This is a genomic window from Micromonospora sp. PRAS1 (assembly GCF_059553435.1).
On record NZ_JCANNB010000039.1, the window covers coordinates 1 to 26,070 of the forward strand.

A 26,070-nucleotide genomic window follows, 5' to 3' on the forward strand; every position below is an offset into this window, starting at 1 on the left:
GGTGCGTTCCAGGTTGACCTGGGCCTGGCCGGTGCCGCCGACGGTGATGCTGTCGTACGCCTGGAGCAGTTTCTGCTGGTCGAAGTAGAGCACGGTCATGGCCAGCGGAGTGGGCTGCTCGCCCTCCAGCCCGCGCAGCCCGGCGCCACCGGTAGAGCCCTCCACCATCAGCGTGGTGGGCTGCTGACCCGGCACCTCGGGCAGCTTCTCGACCCGCCGGTCGTGGGTGTGTCCGGCCAGCACGAGCGGACAGGTGCCGGAGAGCGGCCCGGCGGCGGAGGGGTCGTGCACCAGCGCGATGTCCACCGGCCGTGGTGAGCTGCGGATCGTGGCGGCGAGCTGCTCGCCGTTGGTGATCAGCTCGTTCGCGGTGGGCGGGTTGAGCCCGCCGGCGGCCGGAGAGGTGCTCTTGTCCGGGGTGAAGCGGGGGTCGCCGATGCCGGCGATGGTGAGCCCGGCGACGGTGGTGGTGGCGTTGTCCAGCACGATCGCGTTCGGCTGCTGCGCCACCGCCGCCGCCGTACGCCCCGAGTCGTGGTTGCCGCGAATGTAGACGTACGGCTTCTGGAGCAGGCTGATCGAGCCCACGTAGGAGGCCTCCGGCTCGCTGCCCCAGTCAGTGATGTCGCCGGTGTCGATGACCACGTCGATGGCGAACTGCTCCACCACGGTCCGGATCAGCTGCCAGGCCGCCGGGTTGAGGTGCATGTCGGAGATGTGCAGGACCCGGGTGGTGCCCGGCTCCTGCTCGAACACCGGCAGCGCCGAGACGGTGGTGTAGAGCTGGGTGACGTTGCCGATGAGGCGCTGGAGCTGCTCGGCGTACCGGGTGTAGTCGTTGGCGATCTTCTGCACGTCGCCGACGATCGCCGGGGCGTTCACCAGCAGCCCCTCGTACCTGGGCTCCTCGATCGACTGCGGGCGGATGGTCCCCGCGGCGGTGCCGAGGCTGCCAGCGGTGATCAGCAGCGCCAGGCCGCCGGCCCAGGCGGCCCGGCGGGTGTCGCGGAAGACCAGCAGGGCCAGCACCAGGGTGGCCAGCACGGCGGAGCCGACGGTACGCAGCCCGAGGCGCAGCACCCCTTCACGGACCTCGTCGACCGCCGACTGGGTGGCCCGGTTCAGGCTCGCCGGGTCCTCGATCAGGGCCTCCACCCGGCTCTGCTCCAGCGCGCCCAGCTCCACGGTCAGATGGGTGGGCCCGTCGTGGCTGTCGAGCAGCAGCGCGCCCAGCGGCGGGACGTCGATGGTGGTGCCGCCGGTGGTGGCCGGCGAGACCGACAGTTTGGCGCGGAACGGCCCGATGTCGGTGCCGACCTGCCCACCGGCGATGACCCCGGCCAGCACCCCGGCCAGGGTGACTGCCAGGACGGCCACGCTGACGGCGATCCGGCGTACGCTCCGGTGCCGCCCGACGCGACGTGACGCGGCGGCGGCGCGCCACAGCGGGGCGAGGCGGCGCGCACGATCGTCCGGGGTGCCCCCGTCGCGACCGTGGCGCGGCTGCTCGTTCTGGTGACCGTCCATGCTGAGATTCTGACCTGCCCGCCGAAGGATCTTGGCAAACCTGGGTGAGAGACGGGCGGAAAACCCGAAGGGTTCCGAGAATGCCTCAGCTGCGCCCGGCGCCGCCACCCGAGAAGACCAGCCGCAGCAGCCGGTCGTCATCGCCCGCCGGTCGGCCCCGGCCGTCGTGGTTGGAGGTGCCCACCCAGAGCGAGCCGTCCGGCGCGGCGGCGATCGCCCGTAGCCGCCCGTACTCCTCGGTCAGCAGCGCCTGCGGCTGCCCGAGCACGGTGCCGGTCTCGGTGAGCTCGACCAGCCAGAGACGCTGCCCGCGCAGGCAGGCGGTGGCCAGCATCCGCTCGACCGCGGCCAACCCCGAGCAGGACGCCTCGTCGGTCGGCCACTGCACGATCGGGTCGACGTACTCCTCGTCGCCGCCGCGCCCCTCGACCTCGGGCCAACCGTAGTTCTCGCCCTTGGTGATCTGGTTGATCTCGTCCCAGGTGTTCTGGCCGAACTCGACGGCGTACATCCGGTCGCCCGCCCAGGCGATGCCCTGCACGTTGCGGTGGCCCAGCGACCAGACCGGGGAGTCCGGGAAGGGGTTGCCGGCCGCCGGCTTGCCGTCCGGAGTGATCCGCAGGATCTTGCCGCCGAGCTGCTCGGCGTCCTGGGACTGGGCGGTGTCCCCGGCGTCGCCGGTGCTGGCGTAGAGCTGCCCGTCGGGGCCGAAGGCCAGGCCGCCGCCGTTGTGGATGCCGGCCTTGGGAATGCCGGTGAGGATCGGGGTGGGCCGCTCGCCGAGCCGGAACCGGGCGATCCGGTTGTCCCGCTCGGCGGTGTAGTAGACGAACGCCGTCCGGTCCTGCTCGAACTCGGGGGAGACGGCGATGCCCAGCAGGCCACCCTCGCCGCCGGCCGCCACCTCGTCGATGATCTGCACCTCGGTGATCTTCAAGCCGTCCGGGCCCGACTCCGGGCCGACCTGGAGGACCCGGCCGGTGTCGCGCTCGGTGACCAGCGCGCCGCCGTCGGGCAGGAAGGCGATGCCCCACGGCACCCGCAGCCCCCTGGCGAGCACGGTGGTGACGACCTCCTGGTCGCCGCTGTCGGTGGTCACCGTGGGGCTGGGCAGGTTCGGCGGCTCGCCGGCCGGGTCCGGGTCCGGTTCACCGAGGCTGCATCCGGTGGCGGCGAGCAGCAACGTCACGCAGGACGCGGCGAGGACCGTGCGGACCTGACGGGCGCGGGAGTACGGGGGAGCGCTCACCCCGCCCAGGGTAGCCCGCTCCGGGCACCGGCGCGGAGGTCGGCGTGGGTCGCCCCCCGAACGGCGGGACCGGTCGCAGGGCATATCGTCGACGAGCGTGAAGGTATGGATTCCGCACGAGACCGGCCACGCCCTGCTCGGTGACCTACCGCCGGAGGTCACCGTCGAGACGATGGCGGACCCCACGAAGCTGCCCTCGGCGGCGACCGACGTCCGGTTCTGGGTGCCGCCCTTCCTCGCCCAGCGGGCGGCCACCGCCCTGCTGTCCGAGTTGCCCGAGCTGGCGGTGGTGCAGTTGCTCTCGGCCGGCGCGGACGCCTGGGTCGACCGGGTACCGCCCGGAGTCCTGCTCTGCGACGCCCGGGGCGTGCACGACCCCTCCACCGCCGAGTGGGTGGTCGCCGCGATCCTCTCCCAGCTGCGGGCCTTCCCGGCGATGGCCCGCGCCCAGGCGCAGCGGCGGTGGGCGTACGACGAGGTGGCGCCCACCGACGAGCTGGCCGGCAAGCGGGTGTTGATCGTCGGCGCTGGCTCCATCGGCACCGCCGTACGGAACCGTCTCGCGCCGTTCGAGGTGGAGTTCACCCTGGTGGCCCGTACGGCCCGACCGGAACAGGGGGTGCACGGGGTCGGTGAGCTGACGCAGCTGTTGCCGCACGCCGACGTCGTGGTGCTGCTGGTGCCGCTGACCGAGCAGACGCAGGGGCTGGTCGACGAGAAGTTCCTGGCCGCGATGCGCGACGGCGCGCTGCTGGTGAACGCCGCCCGGGGCCCGGTGGCCCGGACCGACGCCCTGGTCGCCGAGCTGCGCAGCGGCCGGATCTCCGCCGCGCTTGACGTCACCGACCCGGAGCCGCTGCCCGCCGACCACCCGCTCTGGGAACTGCCGAACGTGTTGCTCACCCCGCACGTGGCGGGGTCGGTGCGGGGCCTGCTACCCCGGGCGTACCGCCTGGTCGGCGAGCAGATCCGCCGGTTCGTGGCCGGAGAGCCGTTGGCGAACGTGGTGACGGACGGCTACTGAGCCGGCTCGACCTCACCCTGACCGGCCGCCGCCGCCAGGCGGGGCAGGTCCTCGCGGCGTACCGCCGGCAGCACCAGCCGCTGGCCGTCGGTGAGCTGGGCGACCGCGCGGCCACGCGGATCGGCCCCCAGCTCGGCGATCTGCTCCCAACCGAGCCGGCGCTGGCCGACAAGTGCCCGCAGGCGCAGCCCGTCGCCGTCCGCGTCGGTGCCGGCGCGCCAGGACCAGGCGGCCACCGCCAGCGGCACCAGGAGCACCGGCAGCAGGTACGCGCGGGCGCTGGCCAGCGGCACGGCGCCGATGGTGGCGACGATCGCCGCGACCAGGGTGGCCTGATGGTGCCGGAAACGGACGGTGTCGGAACGGGCCATCCTCCGATGATCCCACCAGTGCGGCACCGCGCCGCACCGGGCTTCGGCAGGGCGACGCAAGTCGGCGCGACAGTGATCTGCCTCACTGTCCAAGGGGCGTCACTCCGCGTCGGCTGACTCGTTCACGGATGGTGGGCGGCCGACTACGATGTCGCCGTCCGTCGCACCGCCGCACCGCCGCAGTGTCCCCTCACGAAGGCGAACGCCGTGCCCGTCGCATCTGTCTTCCGCGCCACCGTTCACCGTCCCACCCTGCCGGAAACCTGCGTCCTCGTCGTGGTCGCCGTGCTTGTCGTCATCGGCGCGACCGGTCCGGTGCCGGCCCTCGCCGTGGTGGCCCTCGCCGGCGCCGCCGGTTCGACCCTGGCGGGCGTACGCCTGTCCCGGCTGGCCATCGGCCCCGATGCGCCGACCCTCCACCTCGCCGGTGGGCGGCTCGCCCGGCGCCGGGCGGCCCGACCACGCCGGGCTGCCGCGCTGCTGCACGCCGCGGTGGTGACCGCCGGCCTGACCGCGGCGGTGCTGCCGCTGGCCTCCGCCGGGTACCGGCCGGCGGCGTCCGCAAGCGGCCTCGTCGGCACCGCCGCCCTGCTCGGCATCGGCCTGCTCAGCCTGCCCCGCCGGCCGCGTCCGCCGACCCGGGTGCGGCTGCGCCGGCTGCTCGACGGCACCGTGGCCGGGCTCTGCCTGGTGCTCGTCGCCTGGCTGCTGCTGCCGTACGCCGGTGTGCCCGCGCCGGCGCGGCTGGCCACCGCAACGGCGCTCGGCCTGCTCGCCGGCGACGTGCTGACCGTGCTGACCGGGGCGCACCGCAGTGCCGGTGCCGCCCGGAGCCGGGTCGGTGCGGCGCTGACCCTGCTCGCGCTGGTGCTGCTGGCCGCGTTGCCGGCCGGTGCCACCGCCGGCCGGGTGGCGTTGCTGGCCGTACCTCCGCTGGTGGTCGGCGTGCTGCTGGTGGCCGACGGGATGCGACGGGTGGTGCAGGCGGGCGAGGATCCGCCCCGGCGGCCCACCCTGGTCTGGCCGCGGGCGCTGGTCCCGGCGGCCGGGGTGGTGCTGGCCGTCGTCCACCAGTTGCAGGTGGGTCTGCTGCCCGACCGCGTCGCCGTGCTGCTCGCCCTCGCCGCGGTGCCGCCGTTGGTGGCCCGCGAGCTGCTCGGCACCGAAGCGGATCGCCCGAGCGACACCGGCACCGAAGCGGATCGCCCGAGCGACACTGGCACCGAAGCGGATCGCCCGAGCGACACCGACGCCGATCGGCTGACCGGCCCCGAAGTGGACCGGCGTCCGTCGCCCGTTTCGTCACCGGCCGCCGCGCCGCCCGCCCTGGCCGGGTCGGCTGCCTCGGCCGCCGCGCCGCCCGCCCGGGCCGGATCGGCTGCTTCGCCGGTGCCCGAACCGGCCACCGCGATCGAGCCGCCGCCCGTGCCCGCCGGCCGCGCCGCGCTGCTGCGGGCTCTGGCGGCCCGGGAGGAGCCGGCGGTCGGCGCGCTGCTGGTGATCGATCTGCATCTCACCGAGCTGCCCGGGATGGCGATCCGCGACGACGTGGCGACCGAGGCCCTCCGCCGGGCGCGGGCCGTGGTGTCCCCTGGCGACGAGCTGTTCGACCTGGCCGGAAGCGGTCTCGCGGTGATCACCGAGGCCGGTCCGGTGCTGGCGTACGCGTTGGGCAACCATCTGCTGACCGAGCTGGACCGGCCGTACGAGGTCTCCGGGGCGGTGCTGCGGTCCCGGGCCAGTGCGGGGCTCGCCGAACTCGCCCACGGCCGCCCGGAGGACGTGCTGCGGCAGGCGGACCTGGCCCGGCGGCGCGCGGCCCAGCTCGGCCGGGACCGGATCGAGTGGTACGACGCGTACCTGGAGGAGCAGCTGGTCCGCCGGCTGGAGCTGGAGCGGGAGCTGCCCGGCGCGGTCGCTCGGGGCGAGCTGGATCTGGTCTACCAGCCGGTGCTCGGGCTCGCCGATCGGTGGCCGGTCGGCACCGAGGCGTTGCTGCGCTGGCGCAGCCCGGTGCTCGGCACGGTGTTCCCGGCGGAGCTGCTGCCGGTCGCCGAGGATCTTGACATCGTGGGTGAGCTGGGCACCTGGGTGCTCGACCGGGCCTGCCGCCAGCTGGCCGACTGGTCCGCCGGTGGCCGGCGACTCTGGATGGCGGTGAACGTCTCCGTCCGCGAGCTGGCCTCGCCGGACTTCGTGCCCCGGACGGTGGCGGTGCTGGACGCGTACGGGCTGGGGCCGGACCAACTGGTGGTCGAGGTCTCCGAGCCGCGGGTGGGTGCCGAGCTGCCCACCGTGGTGGCGCGGCTGGCCGGGCTGCGGTCGATGGGTGTCCGGACCGCGCTTGACGACTTCCGCGCCGAGCACGCCTCCCTCGCCCAGCTGCGGCGGCTGCCGATCGACCTGCTCAAGGTCGGGCCGGAACTGGTCGCGACGAGCGGCGATCAGCGTCCACTGCTGGACGTGGTGGTCACCGTCGCCGACCGGATCGGGCTGGAGGTGGTGGCCGAGGAGCTGGAATCGGCCCACCAGGTCGACGGGGCGTACCGGGCCGGGTGCCGCTACGGCCAGGGCTTCGAGCTGGCCCGGCCGGCGACCGCGGAACGGGTCGAGGCGTACTTCGAGGAGTTCCCCTCTACGTCACGGTGATGATGAATGGAAACTTAACCGGTTCAGCCGATGCTCGGTGGTGGGCCGGTGCTGCCCCGCGGGGTCAGGTGCGCGGTCTCGTCCTCCAGCCCGGCTGCGGGGGCGCCCTCGATCACCTGCAACAGCTGCCGGGCCGCGTGCGCGCCGTAGGCCGGGATGTCCCGCCCGAGCGCGGTCAGCGGCGGGTGCACCAGCCGGCACAGCGGGGAGTCGTCCCAGGCCACGATGGACAGATCGGTCGGGACGGTGAGACCCATCTCCTGGGCCACGGAAAGCCCAGCGATCGCCATCACGTCGTTGTCGTAGATCACGGCGCTCGGCCGGAGTCGGGAGCTGAGCAGGCGACGGGTCGCCCGCCCGCCCTCCTCGCCGGTGTAGTCCGAGGAGACGGTGACCGCCTCGGCCAGCCCGAGGCGCTGGCACACCTCGGCGAACGCCTGCGTCCGGATCGCGGTGTGCAGCAGGTCGGGCAGGCCGGCGACCCGGGCGATCCGCCGGTGTCCCAGGGCGTACAGATACTCAACGGTCTCCACGAGCGACGCCGCCTCGTTGGACCAGACACTGGGCAGGCTGCCGGTCCCCGTCGGCCCGCCGATCACCACGGCGGGCAGGCCCAACTCCTCCAGTACGGGCACCCGGCGGTCGTCGGTGCGCAGGTCGCAGACGAGCACACCGTCGACCCGCCGCTCACCCCACCAGCGCCGGTAGACCACGATCTCGGCGCTCTGGTCGGCCACCACCTGGAGGGTGAGCGCGTACGACCGGGCGGAGAGTTCCGCCTCCACGCCACTGATCAGCTCCATGAAGAACGGCTCGATGCCGAGGGTGCGCGCCGGTCGGGCGAGGATCAGCCCGATCGCCCGGGCGGTCGCGCCGGAGAGCGCGCGGGCCGCGCTGCTCGGGCTGAACCCGATCTCGGTGGCGATGGCCAGGATGCGTTGACGGGTCGCCTCGGAGACCCCCGGCTGGCCGTTGAGCGCGTACGAAACGGCGCCCTTGGAAACTCCCGCCCGCCGGGCGACATCCGCGATCGTGGGTCGCTTCACCCGCGTACGTCCTCCTGAACCCATCCGCAGCTTGTTCGGTTCAGTCTACGGGCGCGCCGGGGTGGCGATCCTTCCAGCGGGATGAGCGACCGTTCCGAACTGCGCCGGAGAGCGGTGTATCAGGCCGTTCCGGGCAGCCGGCGCGGTGTCCAGGTTACGTGTTGGCCACGTCGTTAACGCGCCGTTGACACTGTGGGAGCGCGCCCGTACGGTGGCCTCACTTATCCGGTTCAGTCGACGTTTCTCGATCTAGGGAGCGTTCCCACATGGTCTCGGAGGATGGGTCATGAGACGGTCTACGCCTCGTTGGCTGCGGGTCGCAGCCGTAGGTCTGGTGGTCGGGTCGCTTGTCGTGTCGTGCAGCGGGCCCAGCACCACCGGCGGCTCCGGCGGCGACGGTGCGGTCACGCTGACGATCAGTTTCTGGGGCGACTTCGGCCTCCAGGATCTCAAGGCGAAGTACGAGGCGGAGAACACGAACGTCAAGATCGCTCTCAACTCGGGCGAGTTCAACGCCCAGCACGAGGACCTCCAGAAGAAGCTGATCGCCGGCTCCGGCGCGCCCGACATCGCGGCCATCGACGAGGGCTTCATCGTCCAGTTCCGCAGCCAGGCCGACAAGTTCGTCAACCTGCTCGACAAGGGTGCCGGCAAGCACGAGACCCACTACCTGCCGTGGAAGTGGAAGCAGTCGCTCTCGCCCGACGGCAACACCCAGATCGGCCTCGGCACCGACGTCGGTGGCCTGGCCATGTGCTACCGCACCGACCTCTTCGAGGCGGCGGGCCTGCCCACCGATCGGGACCAGGTTTCCGCGCTCTGGCCCACCTGGGACGACTTCATCCAGGTCGGCCAGGACTACACCGCCAAGACGAAGAAGAAGTTCATCGACAACGGCACCAACCTGTTCAACCCGATCCTCGGCCAGCAGCCGGTCGGCTTCTACAACGAGAGCGACCAGCTCCAGATGGAGGGCGGCCCGAAGGTCGCCTTCGACTACGCGGTGAAGGCCGTCGACGCCGGCATCTCCGCCAACCTCACCAGCTTCCAGGCCGACTGGGACAAGGGCTTCACCAGCGGGGCGTTCGCGGTGCTCGCCTGCCCGGCGTGGATGCTCGGGCACATCCAGAACACCGCGCCCGGCACCAAGGGCAAGTGGGACATCGCCGCGGTGCCCGGTGGCGGCGGCAACTGGGGCGGCTCCTTCCTGACCATCCCGAAGCAGGGCAAGAACGTCGACGAGGCGTACAAGTTCCTGGACTGGCTGATCCAGCCGGAGCAGCAGATCGAGATCTTCAAGACGGTCGGCAACCTGCCGTCGCAGCCGGGTCTCTACACCGACCCCGCGATCACCGACTTCAAGAACGAGTTCTTCAACTCCGCACCGGTCGGGCAGATCTTCCCGAAGATGGCGCAGGCCCTGACGCCGCAGTACCTGGGCAGGAAGAACGGCCCCACCCGGGTCGCGGTGGAGAACGTGCTCAACCGGGTGCAGAACGGCACGCTCAAGTCGGACGCGGCCTGGGCTGAGGCGATCAAGGAAGCCGAGAAGGCAAGCAAGTAGCCCGTGCGGGGGCAGCGCGGGTGCCGACAGCCCACGCTGCCCCCGGCGTACGCCTGCCCGCCGATCTCGACAGCCGTCTTCCGGCGCATCCGTCCGTCCGCACCTGGAGAGTGCCCATGTCCACCACGCGCGCGGCCCCCGAACCGACCACCCGCCGCCCCCCACCCGCCCGAAGCCGGAGAATGGTCTGGCGCGACCGGCTGCACCGCTTCGACGTGCGGGTCGTGCCGTACCTGTTGATTGCGCCGTTCTTCCTGCTCTTCTTCGTCTTCGGGCTCTTCCCGATGATCTTCAACGGCGTGGTGGCGCTGCGCCACTGGCGCCTGGACGACCCGGAGCTGACCGGCTGGGCCGGCTTCGAGAACTTCGGGCGGCTCTTCACCGACGGCGACTTCGGCAACGCGCTCTACAACACCTTCGGCATCTTCCTGCTCTCGACCGTGCCGCAGCTGCTGCTGGCACTGGTCATCGCGTCGATGCTGAATCGCAGGCTGCGCGCGCAGACCTGGTGGCGGGTAAGCGTCCTGCTGCCCTACATCACCCCGATCACCGCGTCCACGCTGGTCTTCAACGTCTTCTTCTCCCGTGACCTCGGCATGGCGAACTGGGCGCTCGGGCTGATCGGCATCGGCACCGAGAACCCGATCGACTGGCGGGCGGACAAGCTGCACTCCTGGATCGCCATCGCCACGATGGTCAACTGGAAGTGGATCGGCTACAACGCGCTGCTCTACCTGGCCGCGATGCAGTCCATCCCGCGCGACGTCTACGAGGCGTCCGCGCTGGACGGCGCCGGCCCGTGGCGCCAGCTCTGGCGGATCACCGTACCGATGATCCGTCCGGTGGTGATCTTCACGGTGGTGCTCTCCACCATCGGCGGACTCCAGCTCTTCACCGAGCCGATGCTCTTCGACCTCAACGCGCAGACCGCTCGGGGCGGGGCCGGCGGTGAGTGGCAGACCGTCGCGCAGCTGATCTACAAGGTGGGCTGGAAAGACCTGAATCTCGGCTACGCCGCCGCGATGTCCTGGGCACTGTTCCTCATCATCCTGGTGGTCGCCGCCCTGAACACCTTCTTGACCAACCGTTTGTCAGGGGGACGCAAGTGACGACCGTTGCCCCGCCGCGCCGGAAACCCGCGCCGGCACCGACGACCGGGCGTAAGCGGGCCGTCCTGATGGGCCGGGCGCCGCAGGACACCCCGGGCGGGTTCTGGACGTACGTCTTCCTGGCGGTGACCGCCCTCTTCGCGGCGTTCCCGCTGTACTGGATGTTCGTCATCGCCACCAGCACCGACGAGGCCACCGCCCAGCTACCGCCGGTGGTGATCCCGGGCGACCAGTTCCTGGTCAACCTGGACGAGGTCTTCTCGATGCAGGACGTCTACTTCGCCGCCTCCCTGGTGAACAGCGTCATCGTCGCGACCGTGGTGACCGCCTCGGTGCTCTTCTTCTGCTCGCTTGCCGGCTTCGCCTTCGCCAAGCTCCGGTTCAAGGGCAGCCGGGCGCTGCTGCTCTTCGTGATCCTCACCCTGACCGTGCCCAACCAGCTCGGCGTCGTGGCGCTCTACATCGTGATGGGCGAGCTGGGCTGGAACGGCACCCTGCTGGCGGTGATCGTGCCCGGCATGGTCACCGCGTTCGGGGTCTTCTACATGCGGCAGTTCATCGTCAACGCGGTGCCGGACGAGCTGGTCGAGTCGGCCAGGATCGACGGTGCCAGCACCATGCGGGTCTACTGGAACATCGTCCTGCCCGCCGTACGCCCCGCGTTGGCGGTGCTCGGCCTGCTCACCTTCGTGGCCACCTGGAACGACTTCCAGTGGCCCCTGATCACCCTCAACGGCACCGACTACCCCACCTCGATGGTGGCCATCTCCGACCTGGCCAGCGGCAACTACGTGATCTACCGCCGGGTGCTGGCCGGTGCCTTCGTGGCCACGGTGCCACTGTTGATCATGCTCGTCATCGGCGGTCGGCAGATCGTCCGCGGAATCATGGAAGGCGCGGTGAAGTCTTGAGCGACGCTCGGGGGACCGGTCCGGACCGGCTGGCGCTGCACCACGGTTGGACGCTGCGGGCGGTACCCGGCCCGCAGCTGCCGTCCGGCGTCAACGGCCGGACGGTGCCGGCCACCGTGCCCGGCTGCGTGCACACCGACCTGCTCGCGGCCGGGCTGATCCCCGACCCGTACCTCGACGACAACGAGACCTCGCTTACCTGGATCGGGCGCACCGACTGGAGCTACGAGACCACCTTCGACCGGCCCACCGGCGACCACCACCGCCTCGACCTGGTCTGCGCCGGGCTCGACACGGTCGCCACGCTCAGCCTCAACGGTGTCGAGATCGGCCGTACCGAGAACATGCACCGCGGCTACCGCTTCGACGTCGGGTCGCTGCTCCGCGCCGAGGACAACACCCTCGCCGTACGCTTCGACTCCGCCTACCGGTACGCCGAGGCGCACCGCGACCGGCTCGGTGACCGGCCCAACGCGTACCCGGAGCCGTTCCAGTTCATCCGCAAGATGGCCTGCAACTTCGGCTGGGACTGGGGCCCGACGGTGGTCACCGCGGGCATCTGGCAGGAGATCGGCCTGCACGGCTGGTCGACAGCCCGGTTGGCGCTGGTGCGCCCGCTGGTCACCGTCGACGGCCGCACCGGCCGGGTGGAGCTGCACGTCGAGGTCGAACGCGCCGCCGACGTGCCGCCCAGCGGGCCCCCCGAGGCAACCGCCGGCGCGCAGGCCGAGGCGGTCGTCGGTGCGCAGACCGAGGCGGCCACTGAGGCGACCGCCGAGTTGCCGCTCACCGTGCGGGCCGAGGTGGCGGGGGTGACCGCCGAGGTCACCATTCCGGCGGGGGAGCGGACCGCAGTGCTCGCCCTCACCGTCGCCGAACCCGAGCTGTGGTGGCCGCACGGCCACGGCGACCAACCCCGCTACGACCTGGCGGTGACCCTGCGCGGGCCGGACGGCAGCGTTCTCGACGACTGGCACCGGCGGATCGGTTTCCGTTCGGTACGCCTGGACACCACCCCCGACGAGCACGGCGCACCGTTCACCCTGCACGTCAACGACGTGCCGATCTTCGTACGCGGGGTGAACTGGATCCCGGACGACGCCTTTCCCAGCCGGATCACCCGGGATCGCCTCGCCCACCGCTTCGACCAGGCCATCGGCGCCAACGTCAACCTGCTGCGGGTCTGGGGCGGCGGCCGGTACGAGTCGGACGACTTCTACGACCTGGCCGACGAGCGCGGCCTGCTGGTGCAGCAGGACTTCCTCTTCGCCTGCGCGGCGTACCCGGAGGAGGAACCGTTCCACACCGAGGTGGCCGCCGAGGCCGCCGAGCAGGTGGTCCGCCTCGCGTCACATCCCTCGCTGGTGCTCTGGACCGGCAACAACGAGAACATCTGGGGCTGGCACGACTGGGGCTGGCAGGAGGCCCTCGCCGGGCGTAGCTGGGGGCGCGGCTACTACCTTGAGCTGCTGCCCCGGATCGTCGCCGACCTGGACCCGACCCGACCGTACTGGCCGGGCAGCCCCTGGTCGGGCAGCGAGGAGATCCACCCCAACGACCCGGCGTACGGCACCATGCACATCTGGGACGTCTGGAACACCGACGACTACGTCAGGTACCGCGAATACCTGCCCCGCTTCGTCGCCGAGTTCGGCTACCAGGGCCCGCCGGCGTACGCGACGCTGCGCCGGGCGCTCTCCGACGAACCCCTCGCCCCCGACTCGCCCGGCATGGCGCACCACCAGAAGGCCGCCGACGGTGACCTGAAGCTGCGCCGGGGGCTGGCCGCGCACCTGCCGGCACCAGTCGACTTCGACGACTGGCACTGGCTAACCCAGCTCAACCAGGCACGCGCCATCCAACTCGGGGTGGAGCACTTCCGCTCGCATCGGGGCGTCTGCATGGGCACCATCGTCTGGCAGCTCAACGACTGTTGGCCGGTCACCTCCTGGGCGGCCATCGACGGCGACGGTCGCCGCAAACCACTCTGGTACGCGCTGCGCCGCGCCTACGCCGACCGGCTGCTCACCATCCAACCCCGCGCCAGCGGCCAGTTCGGTGACGGCGGGCTGGTCCTGGTGGCGGTGAACGACGGCGGGCGGCCGTGGCGGGCGTCGGCAACGGTCACCCGGCTCACAGTCGCCGGGGACCCGCGGGCGAAGAGCACCCTGGAGCTGGACGTCCCCGCGTACGCCACGGTCACCGTGCCGCTGCCGGCGGAGCTGGCCCGGCCCGACGAGGTCCGGCGCGAACTGCTTGTCGCCGACGCCGGTGATCCCGCCGGCCGGGCGCTCTGGTTCTTCGCCGAGGACCGCGAGGTCGACTACCCGCAGGCCGGGTACGACGCCACGGTCGCGCCGGTCGACGGCGGCCAACTGGTCCGGGTGACCGCCCGCACCATCCTGCGCGACCTCACCCTCTTCCCCGACCGGCTCGACCCTTCCGCCCAGGTCGACGACGCCCTGGTGACTCTGCTCCCCGGTGAGTCGGCAACCTTCACAGTCCACTCGGCGGCACCGCTCGACCCCGCCGTGCTCACCACCCGGCCCGTCCTCCGCTGCGTGAACGACCTGTAAGGAAGGGCCCCCTATTAACGCCTCGGGTAGAGGAAGGGCCCCTTCTTAACACCACCACCCGAAGGGGAATCCGATGAGGAGAAGACTGGGCGGCGTACTGCTGGCCCTGGCCGGCCTGCTCGCGACCACGGCTGCCGGACCAGCGGCGGCTGCACCCCCGGCGGGTCCGGCCGTACCCCCGGCGATGGCGGGCCCGGCTGCACCCCCGGCGGGTCCGGCCGTACCCCCGGGGACGGCGGACGCGGCGGCAGGCCGGGCGGCGTCGGGTCAGCCGGCGGTGCTGGACGCGGCGGGCGGCGGCCGGGGTCAGGGCTTCGTGGTGCGCAAGGGCGACCGGTTGTACGCGGACGGCAAGCCCTTCCGCTTCGCCGGCACCAACAACTACTACCTGATGTACAAGTCGCGGGCGATGGTCGACGACGTCTTCGCCGACGCGCAGGCCGCCGGTTTCACCGTGCTGCGGCACTGGGGATTCCTCGACATCGGCACGCCGGGCGGCACCGACTCGGTGCACGGGCCCGCCGACGGGGTGTGGTTCCAGCACTGGGACGGCGAGCGGCCGGTGATCAACGACGGACCCGACGGCCTGCAACGCCTCGACTATGTGCTCTACGCCGCCCGCCGGGCCGGCATCCGCGTGATCATTCCGTTGACCAACAACTGGCGCGACTTCGGTGGCATCGACCAGTACGTCCGGTGGCGTGGCGCCGACCACCACGACGACTTCTACACCGACCCGGTGATCCGTGGCTGGTACCGGGACTGGGTGACGCACCTGCTCAACCGGGTCAACCCGCTGACCGGGGTGGCCTACAAGGACGATCCCACGATCATGGCCTGGGAGTTGGCGAACGAGCCGCGCTGCAAGGGCTCGGGGGTCTACCCGCCGTCGCCGCAGTGCTCCACCGACACCATCACCACCTGGGCCGACGAGATGAGCCGGCACATCAAGTCCGTCGACCGCCGGCACCTGGTCGGCGTCGGCGACGAAGGCTTCTTCTGCGACGGCCCCGACGCCGGGCACTGGACGGTCAACTGCGGCGAGGGCGTCGACTCGATCGCGCTGGGCCGGCTGCCCGCCGTCGACGTGCTCGGCTACCACCTGTACCCCGACCACTGGGGCACCGACGCCGACTGGAGCGTGCGCTGGATCGAGCGACACAACCGGGAGGCGAAGCGGATCGGCAAGCCGGCCCTGCTCGGCGAGTTCGGCTGGCACGACAAGGCCACCCGCAACCCGGTCTACCAGCGCTGGACCGACACCTTCAGCCGTACCGGCGGCACCGGCTTCCTCTACTGGATCCTCTCCGGCAGCCAGGACGACGGCACGCTCTACCCGGACTACGACGGCTACACCGTGTACTGCCCGAGCCCGGTCTGCACCACCCTGAGCAACGCGGGGGAGAGCATCCGCGGTGGCTTCCGGCCGCGCCCGCCGGTCGCCGACCACGACACCGCGGTCACCGAGGCCGGCACGCCGGTCACCCTCACCCCGACGAGCAACGACATCGCGTACGCCGGCCCGTTGCGGCCGTCCACAATCGACCTCGATCCGGCGGTACGCGGACAGCAGCGCTCCCGTACCGTCAGCGGCGGCCGGTTCGTGCTGACTGCCAAGGGGCTTGTGGAGTTCGCCCCGGCGGACGGGTTCCAGGGCCGGGCCGTCGCCGCGTACACCGTCCAGGACAACGCCGGCCGGCGCTCCAACGTCGCCGAGTTGACCGTCACCGTCAAACCTGCGCCCGGCGACGCGATCCGGCTCGCCTCCTGGGAGAGCGGCCTCGAGGGCTGGGCGCCGGGCGACTGGCAGACCGACGCGGGCACCCTGGCCCGTACCGACTCCTTCGCCACCGACGGCGGGTACGGCCTGCGGGTCTCGGCCACCGGGGGCGGCTGGTTCGGGGTGGCCCTGCCCGAGCCGGTCGACCTGTCGGCGAAGTCGGTGCTCCGCTACGACCTGCGTACCTCGGCCTCGGCGGGCACCTCCACCTCGATCGCCGTGCAGACCGGTGCCGGCTGGGCCTGGTGCCAGTCGAGTTTCGGCTGGGTCAGCCAGGACACCACCACGACTGTCGAGATCGACCTGCTGACTCAGATGTCCTGCGACAGCTCGGCCCTGGCCGACGTACGCGGCATCCTGATCTGGGTCAGCCCCGGCACCCACGACCTGGACCACCTCCGCGCCGAATAACCCTCCGCCCCTGCTCAGGCTCCCCGCCCGCCATCGCCCCTTGTTGATCAAGAGGTTTGCGTCCAGATGCCGCCCGGTCCGCGACCAGAACGTCTTGGTCAACTCGGCGGGCGAGGCGAGGCGAGGCGAGGCGGGGCGGGGCGGGGCGAGGCGGGTGCGGTGGGGTGGGTGGGTAGGCAGGTGGGTGAGGTACAGCGGGTGGGTGTGGTGCGGTGGATGGGATTGACGAAGGTTGATTTGGTGGTTAGCGTTGGGTGCGGAAAGGGCTTTCCTTGGCCGGTTTCGGGTGCCCGTGCCGGTGTGGAGGTCGTTGGGTGGAGTCGCGTCGGTCACCCGGTCGACCGCCACCGGCGGTCCCAGTCAACCTTGGAGAAGCGTCATGAAGTGGAAGCCGCTCGCCGCCGGGATCCTGCTCGCGGCCGGCACGGTCATCGTGCCGGCGGCCAGCCCGGCAATGGCCGCCCCGATCCGCTACGAGGCTGAGCACAGCCCGGCGAGATGCACCGGCACCATCGACGCCAACTGGTCCGGCTACTCCGGCACCGGATTCTGCAACGGCAACAACGCCACCGGCGCGTACGCCGAGTTCACCGTCACGGTCGCGACCGCCGGAACGGTCGAGCTGCGGGTCCGCTTCGCAAACGGTACGACCGGTGTCCGCCCGGCCGACCTGATCGTCAACGGCTCGACCGTGCGGAACGTCTCCTTCGAGGTCACCGGCGCCTGGGACAGCTGGGTGACCAAGCCGCTGTCGGTGAGCCTGACCGCCGGCAGCAACACCGTCCGGCTCAGCCCGACCACCTCCGGCGGCCTGCCCAACGTGGACCACCTCGACGTCGAAGCGGGTGACGCGCCACCACCGGCCGACGTGCTCTACGTCGCCACCAACGGCAACGACGGCAACCCGGGCACGTTGAGCGCTCCGCTGGCGAGCATCCAGCGGGCCGTCGACCTCGCCCAGCCCGGCCACACCATCTATCTGCGCGGCGGCACGTACGCGCCGAGCAGCAACATCCAACTGCTGAAGGACGGTACGTCCAGCCGGCCCATCACCATCCGCAACCACAACAACGAGCGGGTCATCATCGACGGGGAGAACATGCCGCACACGCCGGCCCCGGTGGGCGGCAGCATCCCCCGGCCCGAGCGTGGCGCCGTCCACATCGAGGGCGACTGGTGGCGACTGATCGGCCTGGAGATCATCCATGGTCCGTACGGCGTCTTCGGCCTGGACGTCAACAACAGCGTCTTCGAGCGCCTGGTGACCCGGGACAACTACGAGTCCGGCCTGCACATCCAGGGATCATCGAGCAACAACCAGATCCTCAACCTCGACTCGTACGGCAACCGGGACCCGCGCAAAAATGGCGAGAGCGCCGACGGCCTGGCCATCAAGGAGGGCTCCGGCACCGGCAACGTGGTGCGCGGCACCCGGCTGTGGAACAACTCCGACGACGGGCTGGACTACTGGATGTTCAGCTCGCCCATCCTCACCGAGAACAGCCTGGCCTGGGGCAACGGGTTCAACCGGTGGAACCTGCCGGACTACACAGGTGACGGCAACGGGTTCAAACTGGGTGGCAACGGGGTGGCCGCCAACCACACCGTGCGCAACAGCATGACCTGGAACAACGCGGTCGGCGGCTTCATCGACAACAACAACCCCGGCCAGCACCGGATCGAGCGGAGCACCGCCTGGAACAACCCGGGCACCGGGTTCGACTTCAGCCGCTCCACAAGCACGCTAACCGGCAACCTGGCGGTCGGCAACGGCACCAACGTCTCGCTCGGCGCGAACTCCCGTGGCAGCGGCAACTCCTGGGACCTCGGCGGCACCTGGACGCTGGCCAGCACCAACCCGAGCAGCATCACCGGCCCGCGTACCGCCACCGGCGCGATTCCCCCGTCGACCTTCCTGCGCCCTACCAGCAACGCCCCGGTGGGCGCCCGCTTCCAGTAACCCCTCCCGCCCGTTCCCTCCCCAACGTGGTTGATCACGATTAGGTGTGTGGTACTGGCATCAACCTGACAAAGGTGAGAGTGTGTCCGCCGCAGCCCTTTGATCATTTCCGGGGCGGCCGTGTGCGTCGCACCAGCAGGAGAGCACCATGCCCCAGAGCGGTAACGACCGGTCACACCTGCGGATAGGCGGTTGGCTCTCCGGGACGGGTCGGCCCGGTTCGGAGCCCACCCAGCCAGCCCCTGATCATCCGGAGGCCAGTGCCCGGCAGCACCGGTCCGTCGAAGTCCCACAGCGGATCACTGCCTGGCCGCCAGCCACAAGCGTCGCACCGTCGACGGCCCGGCACCCGGGTGCCTCCGAAGCGGGCAGGGCCGTCGGCCTTGTCCCGGTGATCGGAGAACCTGCGGCGGAGCACCGTTCCCGCGACGGAGCACCGCGCGTCACCCCGGTCAGCCACGGTGGACGCATCGGCCGCGCCGACCCACGGCGTACGCACCTGCTCGGCGGTGTGGCGCTCGTCGTCATCACCGCAGTCGTCGGGGTGATGGCACTCCGCGACGGAACGCTCCAGGAGCCGATCCGTGGCGAGTTCGTTGCCGGGGTGCCCCATCCCGACCGTGCCGCGGATGACTTCGCCGACGACCGGCTGCCCGGCACGGAGCGCACCGGTTCCGACTCCCGAGGCGCCGGGGCCGCGCCGCAGACTCCGATCAGCGACTCCGTCGTCCGACCCGGCTTGAACCCGCGCACCGACGACAGCGGCGCGAGCAACCCCGGCTCCGGCCCGACCACCCCCAGCGGCACGCCGACGAACCCGGCCACCAAGGCTCCACCACTCGCCCCGAGTGTTCCCGCAGCACCCCCTTCCGTACCCGCCGGCCCGGCCAGCCCGGCCGGCCCGGTGCTGGTTCCCGGCGCCCGCATCGGTCTGGAAGTCGCCAGCCTGCCCGGTCACCGGGTACGACACGCCAACCTCCAGGCCCGAGTCGACCCGGTCAATGCCGCCAGCAGCGCCGGCACGAAAGCCGACGCGGCGTTCATCGTCCGCTCCGGCCTCGCCAGTGGTCGCTGCGTCTCGTTCGAGTCGGTCAACTTCCCCGGCCACTACCTCCGGCACTCTGGATTCCGCGTGTTCCTGCACCGCGCCGACGGCAGCGCCCTGTTCCGCGCCGACGCCACGTTCTGCCCGGTCACCGGCATCGGCGGCAGGCACACGTCACTGCGTTCGCACAACTTCCCGGATCGATACCTGAGCCACGACGCCGATAGGCAGATGCGAATCTCGCCGATCGGTGACGGGGCCGCAACCTCGACGGCCACCTTCCTGATCCGCCACGCCCTGTAACGGCCCACCGCCGCCGCACCCGCCGAGGCGGCAGGTTCGCAGCGGCGCGCCGGCAGGCGCCGGTGACCACGAACGTCCGGCTGAGCGGTGGATGCGATTCGGGACGCGGGTTCTGCGGATCGCCTTGTCCGGGAAGCTGTTCATGCCCGCGCAGCGCGGTGGCCGCCGGTGGCCGACCGAGGGCGCATCGGAGCTTGCTCGAACCGGCTGGTGTCGAGCTGGCTCGGCCCGGTGGCGTCCGGCCAGGCCATCCGGAACTTGCGGGGAGTGCCGTTGAGTCGGGACGGGTCTCCGCCGGGTGGTGACACCGTCGCCGTCTCGACGTGGCGGGCGCCACAGGCCCGGTAGAACCGCTGCGCCGCGCTGTTCTGCTCCAGGACCCACAGGTACAGGGCGTGGGCCGTCGCGTGTGCCACAGCGGCTCGGGCGGCATGGGCCAGGAGCGCGGTGCCGACACCGGTGCGGTGGTGGTCGTGCGTGACGTGCAGGTTGTCGACGAGGCTGCCCCACTGCGGATCCTGGTCGAACCTGACATGGACGAAGCCGATCAGCCGACTGCCGTCCTCGGCCACCAGTGTCCGGCTGTGGGTGGGGCCGGCCAAGCGGGTCGACCAGACCGAGCGCCGGTCGGCGACGACATCACCGTCGAGGAAGGAATCGGAGTACGCGCCACGGTAGTAGCGACGCCAACTGTCGACGTGCAGCAGCGCGATCTGCCCGGCGTCGTCAGCGTCGGCGAGGCGTACCCGCAGCAGGTCGTCCTGCTTGAATCCCCGGTCGGATTCGCTGTCCTGCCTGGAAATGAAAGCTGGCACGAAAGCACCTCCTGCTTCGCAGCTTGCTCGACAACACCCGTGCCGAGCCGGGTCCTCACCCGGAGCACCCCGCCCACGATCGGAGGGTTGCCGGCCAGCAAGCCGGGGCTTCGCGCTGGCGCTCATGACCTGTCCAGACCGTACCAACTACGCCGTACTCCCGGTGTCCCGTGCCGGGTGCCCGAGTCAGTTCGCCAGGTGCGCCGTAGCCTCCGCAATAACCCGCTGGCGGATCACGGCAACCGCTGTTAGCTTCCCGGAGGCCGTGCGAGAGACCGAGGAGGTGGTACCCGTGAACGTGTCGACATGGGTGCTCCCCTCAGGGGTCACGGTCGGGCGATAGGTCGTCCGGGAGCGCCGTTCAGCGCATTCCCGAAAGGCACGACCATGAAGTTCACTTCCGAACAGCGCCTCGCCGACGGCGTCCGCGAGCGCGAATTCTCCCTCGGCGAGGTCCCCGGCATCCTGTGGACGCCTCCATCGGTATCCGCTCCGGCACCGCTGATCCTGCTCGGCCACCCCGGCGGACTGCCGAGGATGTATCCCCGACTGGTGGCCCGGGCCCAGCACTGCGCAGCGGAGGGCTTCGCTACGGCCACCATCGAGCTTCCCGGCGGCGGTGACCGGCCCCGCCTCGTCGCCATCGAGGAGGCCCGCGCCGACCTGCGCCGGGCGTTGCAGGCCGGCGAGCCGGTCGCCGACGAGACCATCGACCGGCTCGTCCTTCCGCTTGTCGACCAGGCGGTCCCGGAATGGCGGGCCGCCCTCGACGCCCTGCTTGCGCTGCCCGAACTCGGCGGCCCGGTCGGCTACTCGGGAGGGATCATCGCCATCGGCATCCGGCTGGCGGTGGTCGAGCCGCGCATCCTGGCGGCCCTTCTGTTCGCCGGGAGTTTCGTGCCCCGCACCATGTTCGCGGAGGCCCGGCAGGTCACCATTCCGTTGCAGGTCCTGCTGCAATGGGACGACGAAGGAAACGACCGGCAACTGGCGCTGGATCTGTTCGACGCCTTCGGCTCCACGGAGAAGACGCTGCACGCCAACATGGGCGGACACACCGGCGTACCGCCGTTCGAGGCAGACGACGCGAACCGGTTCTTCGCCCGGCACCTGAAGTGAGACCGGACCCCCGGCCGGCAGCACCCGATAGGCACCACCGCCCCGACCACGAAGGCACCGGCCCGGTCGGGGCGGTGCGTCTTGAGATCAGGGGCGCATGGACAGGCTGACAGCCTCCGTGAGTAGGCCGTCCAGCTCGTCGTCCGACAGGTTCTCCTCAGTAAGGATTTTCTGCACGGTGGCCGCCTGGATGCGGCCGATCATCTCCTGGCTCATCGAGTAGTCGAGCGATGGGTCGATGATGGACATGATGAGCTGCTCGGCAGCCTCGGCATTGATGTCCGGCCCGCCGTCGGCGAGTCCGGCGCGTAGCTCGCCGACGAAGGCGATGACCTCGGCACGGCCGGCGGTCTCGCCGAAGCGGCGGTCAACGGCGAGGAAGAAGACTGCGGCGAGGTAGCGCGGGAGCCCATCCCAGCCCTCGTCGTCAAGCTTGGCCTCGACCGCGTCGTTGGCGGCGTAATCGCCGCGAACCATCGTGCGGATGTACTCGGGCAGCTCAGGCTTGATCATCTTCGTCCCGCTTCCTCGCTCGTCGCGCTTTGCCATGGTTCCATATCGCCTTCACGGTCACCGCCAACGCGCCAGCCGCCATCACTGCGGCGGTCACCGGGTTGTCGACATGCGGTCGATCCTGTGCGGGCGGGAGTTCAGGGCTTGTCGTACCGCTTGAGGTGTCGCCCTGGCCGTCGCCATGTTGCTTGAAGAACTTGAACACGTCGCGGGCGCTGGTTTCGGCGTTCTTCAGGCCGTCCTCGACGTCATCGGCCTTCTGGACCTGCTTACGCCAGGCAATGTCGGCACGCCGCCCGCGTCGCTCAGCTTCGGTCACCACACGTTCACCGGACGGCGAAGCCGCATCATCTGGTCCGGTGGGCGCGGCGCCGGGGGCGATCGTGTTGACGTACGCGGTGATGTGGCGGGCAGCATCAGCCAGCAGCCGGCCGTAGCGGCCGGCTTTGTCCCGGGCCACCTCGGCGTCCGCCACGGCGGCGCCCAACCGCTTGTCGCTGCTACCGCGCTGTACCTCGGTCAGCCGCGCCAAGGCCACCTCGGCGTCCGTCCGGGCGCGCAGCGCGGTGACGGCTGCGGCATCAAGCTTTCCGCGTACGGCGAGGAGCTGTGCGACCAACTCGGCGATGCTGCCGTTCATCCGAGTCGGGTGCGGTAGTCGCTCGCGTTGTCGGCAGTGTGGTCGAAGCGGCGGCGAGTCGGCTCGACCTCTGCCCTGGCGGCATCAAGTGCCTGCTGGGTGGCGGTCACGTGCTCGTGCCGGCTGCCGTGCAGCACCGCGTTCGCCGCGCCGGTCGCCGCTTCGGCCTCGGAGACGGCCTGGTCGAACACCCGTCGTCCCTGGCGGGCGGCTTCGATTGCGGCGCGGAGGGTCTCCTTGACCTCGCCAACGCTCATGGTGAAGGCCGGTGCTCAGCCGAGAATGCCGACGTAGCGGCGGGCGGCCTCCGAGCTGCCCTGCACGAGCGTCATGGCCTCGGCCAGGCGCTGCTTGCTCTGCTCGCCCCGGGCGATGGCCTCGGCGATCGTCGGATGGCCGGTGCCGGCGGCGACAGCACGTAGCCGGGTCAGCATCTGCTCGGTGTTCTCGGCGGCGGCCCGAATCTGGTTGATCGTGGCATTGCCCTGCTCGGCTGCCTGCATCAGTGCCGCCTTGACCTCTTCGATGCTGGCCATGCTGTCCCTCCGTCGACCGTCCGCGAACGTGGATCACGTCTGAGTAGTCGGACGGACACTATCGGAGATGAATGCGGTTCGCTGCCCGGTGAGCTACAGGTGGTCGGCGGTGGTGCCTTCTGCGTCGGCGATCAGACTCGTTCCGCCGAGTGCAGTCCGGAGGCCGCCGCGTCAGCTACGGGGCTGACGCTCACTGCCGTCGCGACCTTTGTCGGGGAACGTGGGAACAAGTGGCCGCTCGACGAGAGTTGCCGGCGCGAAGTCGGGCGTACGCCGACGACGCCGGATCGTCCACAGGGCAAGGCAGACCAGCAGCAGGACGATGAGGACAACTGTTCCGACGGTGCCGATCGCGTTCTCCGCCCGCTCCACCGAGGCTCCGGCCAGGGCACCGGTGAGAACGTACAGCGCCGACCACATGTAGGCCCCGGCCAGCGAGGCGGGGAGGAAACGCGCGTACGGCAGCTTGGCCATCCCGGCCGTGGCTGGCGTCAGCGTCCGGATGATGGGCAACAGCCGGGTCAGGAAGACCGCCCACGCGCCGTACCTCTCAAGCGACGCCAGCGCCCGGTCCCAGCTTGCGTTGCTGATCCGGCGCCCCAGGAAGGTGCCGCGTAGGCGTTGGCCGTGACGGCGGCCGAGCAGGTAGCCGATGTGGTCGCCACCGGAGTTTGCCACGCCGACGACGAGGAACAACGCGATCAGGGCGGCCGGGCTGTCGTTGAGCGCGGCCCCCAGGAACAGCACGACCGTTTCCCCCGGAATGACCATGCCGACGCCCAGCCCCGACTCTGCCGTGCTGAACGCGGCGGCACCCAGCAGAACCACCGGCGTCGGCAGGTCGGAGAGGGCGTCCAGAAAGCCGCTGATCCAGGACATGTGCAACCCCCGTTGCCTAGCTGGCGTGCCCGCGAGAAGTGCTCCGCGCGAAACAGCTGAACCCAGTGACTACACGATGTCACAACGGAGTACCCGCAGAGCAGCAGCGGGCGTGCGGCTGGTCGCGCGCGTAGTCGGGCGGACAGCCTCGGAGTTGGGTGCGGGTCGCGGCCCCGGCAGCTACAGGTAGTCGGCTGCGGTCCGTTCCACATCGGCGATGAACTCTTCAAGCTGCGCTTCGTCTTGGTCGCGGTCCTGGAGCAGCTTCCCGAGGAGGACAATCTGCATCTGGAGCGCCGTCTCGGGGTTGAGGTTCTCGATCAGCCCGACCTCGCCGAGCGCTGCCCGGACGAGTCCTTCCATCTCCAACGTGGGAAGCGACTGCGCGTCCGGGAACTGCGATCGTGTCTCGGCTACGAACCGAGCCACGTCGGTCGGCGAGGGGTTGGCGGTGAAGCGGTCGTTGATTGCGATGGCGAAAGCCGCGCCGATCACCTGGCTGCCGCCGCGCCAACCGGTCGTTTCCAAGCCGTCCAGGATCTGGTCGACCGTGCCCCAGTCACGACGCGCCATCGCGCGGATCAGGTCGCTGAATTCCGTCCGTACGCTCACGGTTTCGTAACCTCGCTATTCCTTTGCGGATCGACACGACGGAGCGGTGGACGGCGATGCCCGCCACCAGTCCAACCACGACCAGGTGCCCAGCGGTGTCCGGTGCCTCGTTGGCGAGACGTTGGCCCAGGGTTGGGCTGGCGTTCGGTGTAGTGGTGCCGGCCTGCGTTCCTGTCGGGCCTTCTGGGCCTCGGATGAAATTGAAGGCTTCCCGCGCTGCGCTCACAGTCTTCTGGGTGTTGTCCTGAAGGTCCTCGGCGTTCCGGGTCATCGTACTCAGGAAGGCCCCGACGTTCCGTCGACTGGATTCGCGTTCGACGCTCTCGGTGAGCAGCCTCTCGCCCGAGGGCATGGCACCCTCGGCGGGTGTCTGGGGGGCAGAGCCGGGAACTACTGCGTTCGAGTAGGCGGCAACCCTGTCAGCTGCCTTGCTGATGAGATTGGCGAGTCTGACGGCTTTCGCCCTCGCCGCCTCGCTTTCGTGCATGGCGCCAGTGAGGTCAGGATGGCTCGTGCCGCGCGCTGCTTCCGTGTAGTGGGTGGTGGCCTGATGGGCGTCCTCCTGCGCGCGCCGAGCGACGATGGCGGCACCTTGAAGAGTCTCGATCACCTGACGTAGCTGCGACACCGCTGCGTCCAGCGCGCTCATCCGATAACGCCCAAATATGCCTCGGCGTGCTCCCTGGCAGCGTTGATTCGGCGCAGAGTCAGCTCAACCTCGCGAGCTGCGGCGAGCAGCGCCTGCCTGGCTTCCTCCGCCTCCTCGCGTTGGCTGTCGTGAAGAGTGGCGACGGCCAAGGCGGAGGCGTCGCGCAGCTGGGCGCTGGCCATCTCAACGCTCTTCTCGGCATCGTTGAGCGACTGGTTGCCGCGTCGGATGGTGGCCTTGACGTCACCGATTGCCACGCGAGGACGGTATCCGAACGGGACAGTCCAGCGCAGCCCCGCTGAGGGAGGCAGCCCCGCTGAGGGAGACGGTGTGAGCACCGCCTGCGGAACTCAGGGCTTGTGCAACCGAGCAGCCCGTGGACAGGTCCGCTGACAGAACCTGTCCACGGTCCTTGGCCGGTTGCGCTTCGAATGTCAGCGGCTCTTGCGGGTGGACGTGAGGAAGGCGGTCCAGGCGGTGGGGGTGAAGGTGAGGGAAGAGCTGTGCGGGTTTTTGCTGTCGCGTACGGCGATGATGCCGGGCAGGTTGTCGGCGACCTCGACACACTCGCCGCCGTTGCCCGCGCTACGGGTGCTCTTGCGCCAGCGCGCACCCGTCAGGTCAACCATGGTGAGCCTCCTCGATCACTTCTCGATCAGTTGCTCTTGACGTCGGTATGGTGCTCGTTGGGTGCATCTGTTGTCGTGATAGCAACAACAGATGCACCCAGACCCGCTACTCGTGAAGGGGTCAGACGGCGGCGCTCGGAAGCTGTCCCACTT

24 protein-coding genes and 1 riboswitch are annotated in these 26,070 nt (G+C 70.6%); of the genes, 10 read left to right on the forward strand and 14 right to left on the reverse strand.

Annotated elements, in window-relative coordinates:
- Together AC507J_RS26855 and AC507J_RS26860 are read right to left on the reverse strand one after the other, a co-directional pair.
- A partial coding sequence (locus tag AC507J_RS26855; protein ID WP_496292314.1) for a metallophosphoesterase occupies positions 1-1,527 on the reverse strand: 1,527 nt, incomplete at its 3' end.
- An 85-nt stretch (positions 1,528-1,612) separates the two neighbouring features.
- Positions 1,613-2,860, reverse strand: coding sequence for a PQQ-dependent sugar dehydrogenase (locus AC507J_RS26860; RefSeq protein ID WP_496292316.1), 1,248 nt, complete (start codon positions 2,858-2,860; stop codon positions 1,613-1,615).
- A gap of 13 nt (positions 2,861-2,873) precedes the next feature.
- Here AC507J_RS26860 and AC507J_RS26865 point away from each other — a divergent pair, with 13 nt between their 5' ends.
- Positions 2,874-3,800, forward strand: coding sequence for a 2-hydroxyacid dehydrogenase (locus AC507J_RS26865; protein WP_496292318.1), 927 nt, complete (start codon positions 2,874-2,876; stop codon positions 3,798-3,800).
- Here AC507J_RS26865 and AC507J_RS26870 read toward each other — a convergent pair.
- A complete protein-coding gene (locus tag AC507J_RS26870) occupies positions 3,794-4,171 on the reverse strand; it encodes a PH domain-containing protein (RefSeq protein ID WP_496292320.1) in 378 nt (125 codons plus the stop codon). The two genes, AC507J_RS26865 and AC507J_RS26870, sit on opposite strands and share 7 nt — an antisense overlap.
- 207 nt (positions 4,172-4,378) lie before the next feature.
- On the opposite strand from AC507J_RS26870, the gene AC507J_RS26875 reads away from it, so the two are divergent.
- Positions 4,379-6,820: an EAL domain-containing protein gene (locus tag AC507J_RS26875; RefSeq protein ID WP_496292322.1), complete on the forward strand. Its 2,442-nt coding sequence runs from the start codon at positions 4,379-4,381 to the stop codon at positions 6,818-6,820.
- Positions 6,821-6,843: 23 nt separating this feature from the next.
- Here the strand turns inward: AC507J_RS26875 and AC507J_RS26880 are convergent, their stop codons facing one another.
- A complete protein-coding gene (locus AC507J_RS26880) occupies positions 6,844-7,890 on the reverse strand; it encodes a LacI family DNA-binding transcriptional regulator (protein WP_496292324.1) in 1,047 nt (348 codons plus the stop codon).
- A gap of 262 nt (positions 7,891-8,152) precedes the next feature.
- Here AC507J_RS26880 and AC507J_RS26885 point away from each other — a divergent pair, with 262 nt between their 5' ends.
- The 7 genes from AC507J_RS26885 to AC507J_RS26915 all read left to right on the forward strand — a co-directional run bounded on the left by AC507J_RS26885 (position 8,153) and on the right by AC507J_RS26915 (position 19,525).
- Positions 8,153-9,430 carry an extracellular solute-binding protein gene (locus tag AC507J_RS26885; RefSeq protein ID WP_496292325.1) on the forward strand — a complete coding sequence of 426 codons (1,278 nt, stop codon included), beginning with the start codon at positions 8,153-8,155 and terminating at the stop codon, positions 9,428-9,430.
- 116 nt (positions 9,431-9,546) lie between these two features.
- On the forward strand, positions 9,547-10,539 hold the full coding sequence (locus tag AC507J_RS26890; RefSeq protein WP_496292327.1) for a carbohydrate ABC transporter permease: 993 nt from the start codon (positions 9,547-9,549) through the stop codon (positions 10,537-10,539).
- A gap of 68 nt (positions 10,540-10,607) precedes the next feature.
- Positions 10,608-11,450, forward strand: a complete 843-nt coding sequence (locus AC507J_RS26895) for a carbohydrate ABC transporter permease (RefSeq protein WP_496292420.1) — start codon at positions 10,608-10,610, stop codon at positions 11,448-11,450.
- Positions 11,447-14,026 carry a glycoside hydrolase family 2 protein gene (locus AC507J_RS26900; RefSeq protein ID WP_496292329.1) on the forward strand — a complete coding sequence of 860 codons (2,580 nt, stop codon included), beginning with the start codon at positions 11,447-11,449 and terminating at the stop codon, positions 14,024-14,026. The genes AC507J_RS26895 and AC507J_RS26900 overlap by 4 nt, the downstream gene beginning before the upstream one ends.
- A gap of 73 nt (positions 14,027-14,099) precedes the next feature.
- Positions 14,100-16,217 (forward strand): cellulase family glycosylhydrolase, encoded by a 2,118-nt coding sequence (locus tag AC507J_RS26905; protein WP_496292331.1) that lies wholly within the window; start codon positions 14,100-14,102, stop codon positions 16,215-16,217.
- Between the two features lie 379 nt (positions 16,218-16,596).
- Positions 16,597-18,177 carry a right-handed parallel beta-helix repeat-containing protein gene (locus AC507J_RS26910; protein ID WP_496292333.1) on the forward strand — a complete coding sequence of 527 codons (1,581 nt, stop codon included), beginning with the start codon at positions 16,597-16,599 and terminating at the stop codon, positions 18,175-18,177.
- Between the two features lie 391 nt (positions 18,178-18,568).
- Positions 18,569-19,525: an AbfB domain-containing protein gene (locus AC507J_RS26915; RefSeq protein ID WP_496292335.1), complete on the forward strand. Its 957-nt coding sequence runs from the start codon at positions 18,569-18,571 to the stop codon at positions 19,523-19,525.
- A 140-nt stretch (positions 19,526-19,665) separates the two neighbouring features.
- Here the strand turns inward: AC507J_RS26915 and AC507J_RS26920 are convergent, their stop codons facing one another.
- Positions 19,666-20,340, reverse strand: coding sequence for a GNAT family N-acetyltransferase (locus AC507J_RS26920; RefSeq protein ID WP_496292337.1), 675 nt, complete (start codon positions 20,338-20,340; stop codon positions 19,666-19,668).
- A 14-nt stretch (positions 20,341-20,354) separates the two neighbouring features.
- A riboswitch (SAM riboswitch) is annotated at positions 20,355-20,470 on the reverse strand.
- Between the two features lie 257 nt (positions 20,471-20,727).
- Between AC507J_RS26920 and AC507J_RS26925 the strand changes: the two genes are divergently transcribed.
- Complete coding sequence (locus AC507J_RS26925) at positions 20,728-21,459, forward strand: alpha/beta hydrolase family protein (protein ID WP_496292339.1); 732 nt, start codon at positions 20,728-20,730, stop codon at positions 21,457-21,459.
- Between the two features lie 87 nt (positions 21,460-21,546).
- On the opposite strand, the gene AC507J_RS26930 is transcribed toward AC507J_RS26925, so the two are convergent.
- From AC507J_RS26930 to AC507J_RS26970, 9 genes are all read right to left on the reverse strand, one after another.
- Positions 21,547-21,972 (reverse strand): hypothetical protein, encoded by a 426-nt coding sequence (locus AC507J_RS26930; RefSeq protein WP_496292341.1) that lies wholly within the window; start codon positions 21,970-21,972, stop codon positions 21,547-21,549.
- Positions 21,959-22,612: a hypothetical protein gene (locus AC507J_RS26935; protein WP_496292343.1), complete on the reverse strand. Its 654-nt coding sequence runs from the start codon at positions 22,610-22,612 to the stop codon at positions 21,959-21,961. Before AC507J_RS26935 ends, AC507J_RS26930 begins: the two co-directional genes overlap by 14 nt.
- Positions 22,609-22,869: a hypothetical protein gene (locus AC507J_RS26940; protein WP_496292345.1), complete on the reverse strand. Its 261-nt coding sequence runs from the start codon at positions 22,867-22,869 to the stop codon at positions 22,609-22,611. The genes AC507J_RS26935 and AC507J_RS26940 overlap by 4 nt, the downstream gene beginning before the upstream one ends.
- 15 nt (positions 22,870-22,884) lie before the next feature.
- Entirely contained in the window at positions 22,885-23,148 is a 264-nt protein-coding gene (locus AC507J_RS26945) for a hypothetical protein (protein WP_204036660.1), read from the reverse strand.
- A 171-nt stretch (positions 23,149-23,319) separates the two neighbouring features.
- Positions 23,320-24,027 carry a DedA family protein gene (locus tag AC507J_RS26950; RefSeq protein WP_496292347.1) on the reverse strand — a complete coding sequence of 236 codons (708 nt, stop codon included), beginning with the start codon at positions 24,025-24,027 and terminating at the stop codon, positions 23,320-23,322.
- Between the two features lie 180 nt (positions 24,028-24,207).
- A complete protein-coding gene (locus AC507J_RS26955; protein ID WP_496292349.1) occupies positions 24,208-24,639 on the reverse strand; it encodes a hypothetical protein in 432 nt (143 codons plus the stop codon).
- Complete coding sequence (locus AC507J_RS26960; RefSeq protein ID WP_496292351.1) at positions 24,587-25,288, reverse strand: hypothetical protein; 702 nt, start codon at positions 25,286-25,288, stop codon at positions 24,587-24,589. The genes AC507J_RS26955 and AC507J_RS26960 overlap by 53 nt, the downstream gene beginning before the upstream one ends.
- Positions 25,285-25,545, reverse strand: coding sequence for a hypothetical protein (locus tag AC507J_RS26965; protein ID WP_496292353.1), 261 nt, complete (start codon positions 25,543-25,545; stop codon positions 25,285-25,287). Before AC507J_RS26965 ends, AC507J_RS26960 begins: the two co-directional genes overlap by 4 nt.
- A 177-nt stretch (positions 25,546-25,722) precedes the next feature.
- On the reverse strand, positions 25,723-25,917 hold the full coding sequence (locus tag AC507J_RS26970) for a DUF397 domain-containing protein (protein ID WP_496292355.1): 195 nt from the start codon (positions 25,915-25,917) through the stop codon (positions 25,723-25,725).
- Between the last annotated feature and the right edge of the window lie 153 nt (positions 25,918-26,070).